We start from the raw sequence: 9,193 nt of genomic DNA, 5'->3' as shown, positions 1-9,193 counted from the left end.
GGCGCTGCGGCGGATGCGGCCCGACCGCGAATGTGCCATTGCCCCACCGGGTTTCGCTGCGGCCCCGGGCCCGTTCTCGGCGGTGGCGGGCGCCGGACGGGGCGATGCGGTCAGGTCCGTGGCGGGATCGGACGGCGGCGCCGCCCGATGACGTGTGTGCCTGCGCCCGCCGCGACGGGACCGGCGGGCCCGCCGGCGGGGCTGCGGCCGCTCGGTCTCGGGCGAATCCGCCTGCGTCGCCGGTAGTTCGGCGGTCGGCTCGGTCGCCTCCGATGCCCGGTTGCCACCGGTCGCGTCGCTCGGCGCGGCAGCGGCCGGGCGCGACCGCCGTCGCCGGCCGCGGGATCGCGAGCGGCGGGATCCGGTGCCCTCGGCTCGGCTCGAATCCGGTTGTGGCGCCGACGGTTCGGTGGGTTCGATGCCGAGCTTTCCGAGGATGGCCCGCACGACGCGGCCGGGGCTGCGGCCGTCGGTGCGGATGCGGATCGAGGCGACCTCCCGGTACAGCGGCCGCCGTACGCGCATGAGCTCGCGATATTTCGCGCTCGGGTCGTCGCCGTTGAGCAGCGGACGGTTCGTGGAGGCGCCGGTTCGGCGCAGCCCCTCGGCGATGCTGATTTCGAGGTACACCACGGTGCGCCCACGCAGCAGGTCACGGGTGCGCTCGGACAGCACGGCACCACCGCCGAGCGAGACGACGCCGTGTTCGGCGAGGATCGCGCGCCGGACGACGCGTTCCTCGATCCGCCGGAATTCCGGTTCGCCGTCGGTGGCGAAGATATCGGGGATGCTGCGCCCGGTCTCCTCCTCGATACCGGCATCGGTGTCGTAGAGCGAGACGCCGAGTTCGCGGGCGAGTTTGCGGCCGATCGTGGATTTGCCGGCGCCCGGCGGACCGATGAGGATCACACTGGGGCGCGCGGGGTCGCTGCGGACGATCACGACCGCTGTCCCGGGCGCCGGACCCGGGCGGTGCCGCGCGCGGGATCAGCCATTCATGCCTCCGACGCGACGGCGCCCGGAATATGGGGGCGGGCGTGGACTCGCTTCTGATAGCCGGCGATGTTGTCGACTGTTTCGGGCAGCGAGTCGCCACCGAACTTGTCCAGCACGGCCTGGGCCACGACCAGAGCGACCATGGCCTCGGCGACGACGCCCGCCGCGGGGACGGCGCAGACGTCGGAGCGCTGGTGGATGGCCACGGCCTCGCCGCCGGTCGCCATATCCACTGTGGACAGGGCGCGGGGCACGGTGGAGATCGGCTTCATCGCCGCCCGCACACGCAGCGCCTCGCCGTTGGTCATACCGCCTTCGAGACCGCCGGCGCGGTTGGTCGAGCGCAGCACCCCGTCTGGGCCCGGACGCATCTCGTCGTGGGCGGCGCTGCCGCGGCGGCGGGCGGTTTCGAAACCGTCGCCGACCTCGACCCCCTTGATCGCCTGGATGCCCATGAGCGCGGCCGCCAGGCGGGAGTCGAGGCGCTGTTCCCCGCTGACGAACGAACCGAGGCCGACCGGCAGCCCGGTGACGACGACCTCGACCACGCCACCGAGGGTGTCACCGTCCTTCTTGGCGGCTTCGATCTCGGCGATCATCGCGGCCTCCGCCTCGGGATCGAAGGCACGCACCGGGCTGGCGTCGACGGCCTCCAGATCGGTGGGTCCGGGGATGTAGCCCGCGCGCGCGGTGGCGGTACCGATCGAGACCACGTGGGAGACGACCTCGACACCGAGCGCCTGGCGCAGGAACTGCCGGGCCACGGTCCCGGCCGCGACCCGCGCCGCGGTTTCCCGGGCACTGGCGCGTTCGAGGACGTTGCGGGCGTCGTCGAAGCCGTATTTGAGCATGCCGGAGTAGTCGGCATGGCCCGGCCGGGGCCGGGTCAGAGGCGCATTGCGAGCCAACTCCGCCAGCTCGGCCTCGTCGACCGGATCCGCGGCCATCACCTCGGTCCATTTCGGCCATTCGGAGTTCGCGATCTCGATGGCCACCGGGCCACCCATCGTGCGGCCGTGGCGGATGCCGCCGATGACGGTGACCTTGTCGGCCTCGAACTTCATCCGGGCGCCGCGGCCGTAGCCGAGCCGGCGGCGCGCCAGTTGCGCGGCAATATCGGCCGAGGTCACCTCGACACCGGCCACCATCCCCTCGAGGATGGCGACGAGAGCGGGACCATGAGACTCACCAGCGGTAATCCAGCGCAACACGGCCTCCATCTTTCCACGTCACGCCGTTTCGCCGGACATCGGTGTCCGGGCACCTACCGCGTCGCCCACAGTGCCGCAACGGTAGCCAGGCACATGGCGGGGCCGTGCGGCACCGTGATCGCGGGCTCGCGCGCCGAGTGCAGACCACCGGTCCGCCCACGTCGGCGCCACCGCAGCGCACGACCGGGAGCGGCGCGCGCATCGGCGGGGACGGTGGCCTCGGTGCCGATGACCGGCCGCGCCGCGATCAGCGCGCCCAGCCCTGCCGCCGCGGTGAGCAGCGGCGCGCCGAATGCGGCGACGACCCAGCAATGGCCGCCACCGCAGGCGGCAGCGGCGCCGGTGCCGAGGGCCAGCTTCACATCGCCGGCGCCGCACGAGGTCGGGTGGGCGAGATGGACGAGCAGGTACGGCACGGCGAGCAGCACCGCGCCGGCGAGGGCGACGGTCCCGCGGCCCGTCGACGCCGCGACGGCCACGATCGTCGCCGCGCCCGGCAGCGTCAGCAGGTCGGGCAGGCGACGACTGCGGATATCGATCGCGCTCAGCACAGCGGACCAGACGATCAGGGCGAGGTAGGCGATGGCGGTCACGAATTCATCGTCGTCGACGAGGGCCGGCGCACCGCCGCCCGGAAGGCGAATTGTGGACAACCCCAACGGTTGTGAACACGCGACGGGTAACAAGGGGGGCGACCTGCCCGATCGGTGCGGTTCCGGGTGACGGCGTGACGACCTCGCAACGTGACAGCGGTAGCGTGGCAGCCATGTCTGCAGATGACGGTGCCCGGCGTCCCGACCACGCGGCGCGTCGGGCCGGATTGCGAGACCTGTTGGTGGAGAACGGGGTCGACGCCCTCCTGGTCACCGACCTGGTGAATATTCGGTATCTCACCGGCTTCACCGGCTCCAACGCCGCACTGCTGGTGTATTCCTGGGACGGCAGCCAGGTCGGCGAGGACGGCGAGCGGACCGTCATCTGCACCGACGGCCGCTACATCACCCAGGTTGGCGAACAGGTCCCGGATGTCCGCGCCGAGATCGCGCGCGCCAGTGCGCGCCGTCTGGTCGAGCTGGCGGGCGAGTGGCAACTCGGACGGATCGGTTTCGAAAGCCACGTGGTCACCGTCGACCAGCATCGCGGCTTCGTCGAGCAGGGCAGCGGGCTGCAGTTCGTGCCGGCGCCGGGCCTGGTCGAACAGTTGCGCACGGTGAAGGACGACTACGAGGTGGGCCGGCTGCGCGCCGCGGCCGCGGCCGCCGATGCCGCCTTGGCCACCCTGCTCGAGCGCGGCAGCCTGCGTCCGGGGCGCTCCGAACGCGAGGTCGCCCGCGAGTTGGAGTGGCTGATGTTCGAATACGGCGCCGACGCGATCGCCTTCGAGACCATCGTGGCCGCGGGCGCGAACTCCGCGGTGCCCCATCACCGGCCGACCGGAGCGATCCTGGCGCCCGGCGATTTCGTGAAACTGGACTTCGGCGCGGTCGTCGACGGCTACCACTCCGATATGACGCGCACGTTCGTCCTCGGTGAGCCGACCGACTGGCAGCGCGAGATCTATCAACTCGTCTACGAGGCGCAGCGCGCGGGTCGTGAGGCGCTCGCTCCCGGAGTGCCCTGCGCGGCTGTCGACGCCGCCGCCCGGGCGGTGATCGAGTCCGCGGGGCACGGCGAGTTGTTCGTCCACGGCCTCGGCCACGGTGTCGGCCTGCAGATCCACGAAGCGCCTCCGGTCGCCAAAACCGCGACCGGTACACTGCTCGATGGCGTGGCGGTGACCGTCGAGCCAGGTGTGTATTTCCCCGGCCGCGGTGGAGTTCGCATCGAGGACACGCTCGTGGTTCGCGCGGGGGAGCCGGAATTGCTCACCCACACCAGCAAAGACCTGACCGTGGTCGACTGACCTCGGCCTGCCCGATCCGGCCGGCCCGCACGGAGCCGGCCGACAGAACGTCGAAAAGTACTAACAAGGAGATCCGAGGACAGTGGCGGACACCAGCGACTTCAAGAACGGCCTCGTGCTGAAGATCGACGGTCAGCTCCAGCAGATCGTCGAATTCCAGCACGTGAAGCCGGGCAAAGGTCCCGCGTTCGTGCGGACCAAGCTGAAGAATGTGCTGTCCGGCAAGGTGGTCGACAAGACGTTCAACGCTGGCGTGAAGGTCGAGACCGCTACCGTCGACCGGCGCGATATGACCTACCTGTACCACGACGGGTCGGACTACATCTTCATGGACGGCGAGACCTTCGACCAGATCGGCATCGACGAGCAGACCATCGGCAAGGGCGCCGGCTTCCTGCTCGAGAACATGACCGTGCAGGTCGCCACGCACGAGGGTGCGCCGTTGTATGTCGAGCTCCCGGTCACCGTCGAACTCGAGGTCACCCACACCGAGCCCGGTCTGCAGGGCGACCGCTCCAGCGCCGGCACCAAGCCCGCCACCCTGGAGACGGGCGCCGAGGTGCAGGTGCCGCTGTTCATCAACGTCGGCGACAAGCTGAAGATCGACTCGCGCGACGGCAGCTACCTGGGCCGGGTCAACGCCTGATCCGACGGCTGCACCGGCCCGGCGCCGGAACCATGGGCGGCGCGCGCGTATCGATCTTCCGATATCGCTCGCGCCGCCGTCGACACTGCGAACGGGATAATGGTGATCGTGGCTGATCAGCCTGTGGACAAGAAGTCCACCCACAAGAAACTCGGTGCCCGGCACAAGGCTCGCCGGCGTGCCGTGGACCTGCTCTTCGAGGCCGAGGCCCGCGATATCGACCCGGCCGACCTGGTCGCGGACCGCCTCGAGCTGGCCGGTCGCGACGACCAGGTCGCTCCGGTGAACCCGTACACCCGGACCCTGGTCGAAGGCGTCGCCGACGATCTGGATCGCGTGGACGGCACCATCGAGTCCTATTTGCAGGATTGGACGCTGGCCCGCCTGCCGGCGGTGGATCGCGCGATTCTGCGAGTGGCCGTGTGGGAGTTGTTCCACGCCAACGACGTTCCACCCGTCGTGGCCGTCGACGAGGCGGTGGAGCTGGCCAAGGAACTGTCGACCGACGATTCGCCCGCCTTCGTCAACGGCGTCCTCGGTCGCATCGTGACCCTCGCCGATCAGGTGCGTGCGGCCGCGGCGGCAACCCGCCGCGACAGCGGAGCGTGATGACCAAATACCTCGTGCTCGCGATGCGCACCTCGACCTGGTCCGATGCGGTGATCGAGCCGCATCGGCAGTGGCTGGCCGAGGTGCGCGCCCGCGGTCAATTGGACTGCACCGGGCGATTCACCGACGGCAGCGGGGGCGCGTATGTCGTGCTGGCCGACAACCTCTCCGCGGCACGGGAATTGGTGTTCACCGACCCGATCCACACCACCGGCGCCTCCGCGTTGACGGTGCACGAATGGGAGATCACCGGCTGAACCGACGGCGCGCCACGGCCCGCCGAATTCGGGCAAACCCGCCGAATTTCACGGATCGCCACCTCGCCCGCATACTGTTCCGGTCACTTGACCTAGAAAAGGTGGAACGGATGCGGTTCAATTCGGCGACAGCACGTGCGGTGCTGCGTCTCGCCCCGGCGATCGTCGCGGCGGCGACCCTGGCCACGACCGGATGCTCGGCGGTCGAAAAGGGCGTCGACAAGGGTGTTCAGGTCGCCAAGGACCACAACAAATCCGATACCGCCCGGGCGAAGGTCGGCGATTGCATCAACGTGATCAACGCTTCGGCCGTCGATTCCGACACCGAACCGGTCGCCTGCACGTCGGACAAGGCCGTCTACAAGGTGGCTCAGGTGCACGACGACAAGGTCGAGTGCGGCGCCGATTTCACCTCGTACGAGGAAACCCTCAACGGCGGCACGCTCGCGTACCTGTGCCTGGCACCGAATTTCAAAGCGGGCCTCTGCTACGCGGATTCACCGCTCAGCGGCTACAAGTACGCCGACTGCGCCTCCTCGGAGGCGAGTTTCCGGGTCGCCCAGCGCATCGACGGGCAATCCGACGAGACGCTGTGCGGGCCGGAGTCCGACAGCGTGATCACGCTGTCGGAACCGCAGACGACATTCTGTCTGGCACAACCGAAGTGAGCCGGTCGCGGCGCTCAGACGGATTCGGGGCGCAGCACGATCGTGCCGACGGTACTGCGCTCGTCGACCCGTCGATGGGCCTCGGCCGCATCCGTCAGCGCTAGCACGCTGTCGATCAGCACGGTGAGATCACCGGCGGCGGCGAGTTCGAACGCCGCCGCCCGCGTGGCTGCCACCCGAGCCAGCCACTGCGGCCCGGAGCATCCGGTGAAGGTGAGACCGCGCATGATCAGGTCCATCGTCGTCACCTCAGCGGGGGCGCCGGAAAGCCAGCCGTACCCGAGCATCCGGCCCCGCAACGGGGTCATGAGGTCGAGAACGGCCGCGGCGCTCTCGCCGCCGATCGAGTCGAAAACCACGTCGACCGTGGTGTCGCCGAGGCGTTCGCCGAGCCGGCGCGGCCAATCCGGATCGCGGTGATCGACGACCGTGTGCGCGCCTAGTTCGCGAGCGCGTTCGATTTTGGCCGCCCCGCCGGCGGTGGCGATGATGTGCGCGGCGCCGGCTCGCCGCGCCAACTGGGTGAGGTAGCCGCCGATTCCGGTGGCGGCGGCCTCGATCAGGACCGTCTCGCCGCCGGAGAGTGCCGCGGTCTCCAGGAGGGTCAGGGCCACCGATCCGCTCATCGCCACCGCCGCGGCGGCATCGGGGCTCAAGGTGTCCGGCACGCGCACCGCGGATTCCGCGGGGGCGCACATCCATTCGGCGTAACTGCCGAAATCGTTGCGCGCCACCAGAACCCGTTGTCCTTTCCATTCGGGGTCGACGTCGTCGGCGACGGCGGTGACGACCCCGACCGCCTGCGTGCCGAAAACCGTCGGGGTCGGGGCCGGCGTCGGGAACATGCCCGAACGCAACATCGTCTCCGGGTACAGCACCGGGACCGCCTCCACGCGGACCAGCAGCTCGCCGGGCTGCGGGCTGGGCTCGTCCACCTCCCGCGCGACGAGGACCTCCGGTCCGCCGACGCCGGTCATTACGATTGCCTGCATATCAACCTCATAACTTGACTAACGGTCCAGATACTTCGTCCGGAAGAATATGGACCGTCGGTCAACTTTGTCAACGGGAGTGAGTGCACCGTGGCGCAGCAGCGCAGAGAACGAGCCGATGCGGCGCGCAATCGGCGCGCGATCCTCGATGCGACCCGCGCGCTGCTGGCCGAGGGCGGGGCCGAGGCCGTGACCATGGATCGGGTGGCCGCGGCGGCCGGAGTCGGCAAGGGCACCGTGTTTCATCGCTTCGGCTCCCGCGCCGGGCTGTTGCACGCGATGGTGGCCGAACCCGCCGACACGTTGCGGGCCGCGATCACCGACGGTCCGCCGCCGCTGGGTCCGGGGGCGCCGGCGGGGGAACGGCTGCTCGCCTTCTTCGATGCGATGGCGACGATGGTCGCCGACAATGTCGAATTGATGGTCGCGGCCTACCGCAGTGTGCCCCCGCATCCGCGCACCTCGGAGTTTCACGCCACGTGGGCGGAGCACATCACGAAGCTGTTGGGCGAGGCCCGTCCGGACATCGATGCCGAGGCGGTGGGTCATCTCCTGTTCGGCATGCTGGGCAGCGACTACGCCCTCACCGCAGTGCGCGAGGGGCAGGCGGCGCGGCTGCGGGTGGCCGTGCGTCAGGTGGTGCTGGCCGTGGTCAGCCCGTGAGCAGGACGCCGCCCACGGCGCCGGCGGTCGCGATCACGCCGAGCGCCAGGCCGGTACCCACGAAACGAAGGGGCGGCACCCGGACGGCGTGCGAGCGGCAGAATTCCAGGCACAGCAGCGTGGCCAGCGACGCCCACGGCGTGGCGAGCGCGCCGGCGTTCGTGCCGATCAGCAAGGACAGCAATTGGTTTCGGTGGTCGGGCGGTATGACCGCCTCGCCGGCGGTGTAGGCGGGCAGGTTGTTGACGATGTTCGACAGGCCGAGGCCGGCCCCGGCCGCGCGGTAGGCCCCGGCCGCTCCGGAATCCGTACCGATCAGCGCGGCCATCAGATCCGACAGTCCGTACCGGCCCAGGGTCGGGATGACCAAGAACAAGCCGACCACGAAGATCAGCAGCTGCCACGGGATCAGGGACGGCCGCAGCGCCTCCCGGTCGAGGACGGCGAATCCGGCGATCGCGAGGATCGCCGCCGCGAGGGCGGCATAGCCGATGTCGTCGCCGACGAACGGGATCGCCGCGACGAACAGCACGCAGGCGCCGCCGGCCGTGCTGAACAGCGCGCGCTCCCGTCTGGTGCGCAACCGGATCGGGGGCGGTGGCACGTAGCGATCGGTACCGCGGCGACCGCGTCGCCAGTACCAGATCCACAGCGCCGCCATGGTCGCGGCGAGCGAGATCAGCTGCGGCAGCCACATTCTGGCCGCGAAGGCGGTGGCGTCGAGCCCGATTCGGTCGGCGGCGAGCAGATTGGTGAGGTTGGACACCGGCAGTAGCAGGCTCGCGGTGTTCGCCAGCCACAGCGTCGTCATGGCCAGCGGCAACGCGGGGATCCGTGCGGGCCCGGCCAAGGCCAGCATGACGGGGGTCAGCAGGACCGCGGTGGTGTCCAGATTGAGCACCGTCGTCGTCGCGGCGGCGAAACCGACGCACAGCACGAACAGGGCCGGGTAGTGTCCCCGTCCCGCGATCGCGATGCGGTGGGCGATCACATCGAATACCTGTGCCCGGCGAGCCAAGTGGGCCAGCACGATAACGCTGCCGAGAAACAACAACAGCGGCCCGATCCGGCGCATATTCGCCTCGGCGTCGGCGCGTGGCAGCCATCCGGCCAGGACGCACACGACGCCGGCCACGAGTACGGCGATGCGAATCCGATCCAGCAGGCGGGGCGCGGCCGCCTCTTCCGGCTCCGAGTCGTGCGTACGGCACTCGGGCGTCACCGGTTCGGACATCCGGCCATCATCGC

The 9,193-nt window shown here is 70.0% G+C and carries 10 protein-coding genes and 1 pseudogene; 6 read left to right on the top strand and 5 right to left on the bottom strand.

What is annotated here, in order from left to right; all coding sequences use genetic code 11:
• Positions 1 to 423 precede the first annotated feature (423 nt).
• The 3 genes and pseudogenes from ON37_RS34165 to ON37_RS14860 form a co-directional block, all read right to left on the bottom strand.
• Positions 424 to 939 (bottom strand): annotated as a pseudogene (locus tag ON37_RS34165) (shikimate kinase); the annotation flags it as partial.
• A 56-nt stretch (positions 940 to 995) separates the two neighbouring features.
• Positions 996 to 2,216, bottom strand: a complete 1,221-nt coding sequence (gene aroC, locus ON37_RS14865) for a chorismate synthase (protein ID WP_040720071.1) — start codon at positions 2,214 to 2,216, stop codon at positions 996 to 998.
• A 44-nt stretch (positions 2,217 to 2,260) separates the two neighbouring features.
• Positions 2,261 to 2,800 (bottom strand): prepilin peptidase, encoded by a 540-nt coding sequence (locus ON37_RS14860; RefSeq protein ID WP_040720085.1) that lies wholly within the window; start codon positions 2,798 to 2,800, stop codon positions 2,261 to 2,263.
• A gap of 173 nt (positions 2,801 to 2,973) precedes the next feature.
• On the opposite strand from ON37_RS14860, the gene ON37_RS14855 reads away from it, so the two are divergent.
• The 5 genes from ON37_RS14855 to ON37_RS14835 all read left to right on the top strand — a co-directional run bounded on the left by ON37_RS14855 (position 2,974) and on the right by ON37_RS14835 (position 6,290).
• The gene (locus ON37_RS14855) at positions 2,974 to 4,110 is read left to right on the top strand and encodes a M24 family metallopeptidase (protein WP_040720069.1); all 1,137 of its coding nucleotides are present in this window, start codon (positions 2,974 to 2,976) and stop codon (positions 4,108 to 4,110) included.
• An 82-nt stretch (positions 4,111 to 4,192) separates the two neighbouring features.
• Positions 4,193 to 4,756 carry an elongation factor P gene (gene efp / locus ON37_RS14850; protein WP_040720067.1) on the top strand — a complete coding sequence of 188 codons (564 nt, stop codon included), beginning with the start codon at positions 4,193 to 4,195 and terminating at the stop codon, positions 4,754 to 4,756.
• Between the two features lie 108 nt (positions 4,757 to 4,864).
• The gene (gene nusB, locus ON37_RS14845; RefSeq protein ID WP_040720083.1) at positions 4,865 to 5,365 is read left to right on the top strand and encodes a transcription antitermination factor NusB; all 501 of its coding nucleotides are present in this window, start codon (positions 4,865 to 4,867) and stop codon (positions 5,363 to 5,365) included.
• Complete coding sequence (locus tag ON37_RS14840) at positions 5,365 to 5,622, top strand: YciI family protein (RefSeq protein WP_040720065.1); 258 nt, start codon at positions 5,365 to 5,367, stop codon at positions 5,620 to 5,622. The genes nusB and ON37_RS14840 overlap by 1 nt, the downstream gene beginning before the upstream one ends.
• A gap of 110 nt (positions 5,623 to 5,732) precedes the next feature.
• Complete coding sequence (locus ON37_RS14835; RefSeq protein WP_040720081.1) at positions 5,733 to 6,290, top strand: LppU/SCO3897 family protein; 558 nt, start codon at positions 5,733 to 5,735, stop codon at positions 6,288 to 6,290.
• A 14-nt stretch (positions 6,291 to 6,304) separates the two neighbouring features.
• Here the strand turns inward: ON37_RS14835 and ON37_RS14830 are convergent, their stop codons facing one another.
• On the bottom strand, positions 6,305 to 7,282 hold the full coding sequence (locus ON37_RS14830; protein WP_040720063.1) for a quinone oxidoreductase family protein: 978 nt from the start codon (positions 7,280 to 7,282) through the stop codon (positions 6,305 to 6,307).
• 90 nt (positions 7,283 to 7,372) lie between these two features.
• Here ON37_RS14830 and ON37_RS14825 point away from each other — a divergent pair, with 90 nt between their 5' ends.
• Complete coding sequence (locus tag ON37_RS14825) at positions 7,373 to 7,945, top strand: TetR/AcrR family transcriptional regulator (RefSeq protein ID WP_040720061.1); 573 nt, start codon at positions 7,373 to 7,375, stop codon at positions 7,943 to 7,945.
• On the opposite strand, the gene ON37_RS14820 is transcribed toward ON37_RS14825, so the two are convergent.
• Complete coding sequence (locus ON37_RS14820) at positions 7,935 to 9,179, bottom strand: ArsB/NhaD family transporter (protein ID WP_051031609.1); 1,245 nt, start codon at positions 9,177 to 9,179, stop codon at positions 7,935 to 7,937. The two genes, ON37_RS14825 and ON37_RS14820, sit on opposite strands and share 11 nt — an antisense overlap.
• Between the last annotated feature and the right edge of the window lie 14 nt (positions 9,180 to 9,193).

The organism is Nocardia veterana NBRC 100344, assembly GCF_000308855.1.
In the GTDB taxonomy this organism is placed as follows: domain Bacteria; phylum Actinomycetota; class Actinomycetes; order Mycobacteriales; family Mycobacteriaceae; genus Nocardia; species Nocardia veterana.
This window is presented reverse-complemented; position numbering and strand designations above follow the sequence as displayed.

Excerpts from the sequence above, each read along its gene's own strand:
- aroC (WP_040720071.1), bottom strand. The coding sequence starts at position 2,216 with ATGGAGGCCGTGTTGCGCTGGATTACCGCTGGTGAGTCTCATGGTCCC.
- ON37_RS14855 (WP_040720069.1), top strand. The coding sequence starts at position 2,974 with ATGTCTGCAGATGACGGTGCCCGGCGTCCCGACCACGCGGCGCGTCGG.
- ON37_RS14840 (WP_040720065.1), top strand. The coding sequence starts at position 5,365 with ATGACCAAATACCTCGTGCTCGCGATGCGCACCTCGACCTGGTCCGAT.
- ON37_RS14835 (WP_040720081.1), top strand. The coding sequence starts at position 5,733 with ATGCGGTTCAATTCGGCGACAGCACGTGCGGTGCTGCGTCTCGCCCCG.
- ON37_RS14830 (WP_040720063.1), bottom strand. The coding sequence starts at position 7,282 with ATGCAGGCAATCGTAATGACCGGCGTCGGCGGACCGGAGGTCCTCGTC.
- ON37_RS14820 (WP_051031609.1), bottom strand. The coding sequence starts at position 9,179 with ATGTCCGAACCGGTGACGCCCGAGTGCCGTACGCACGACTCGGAGCCG.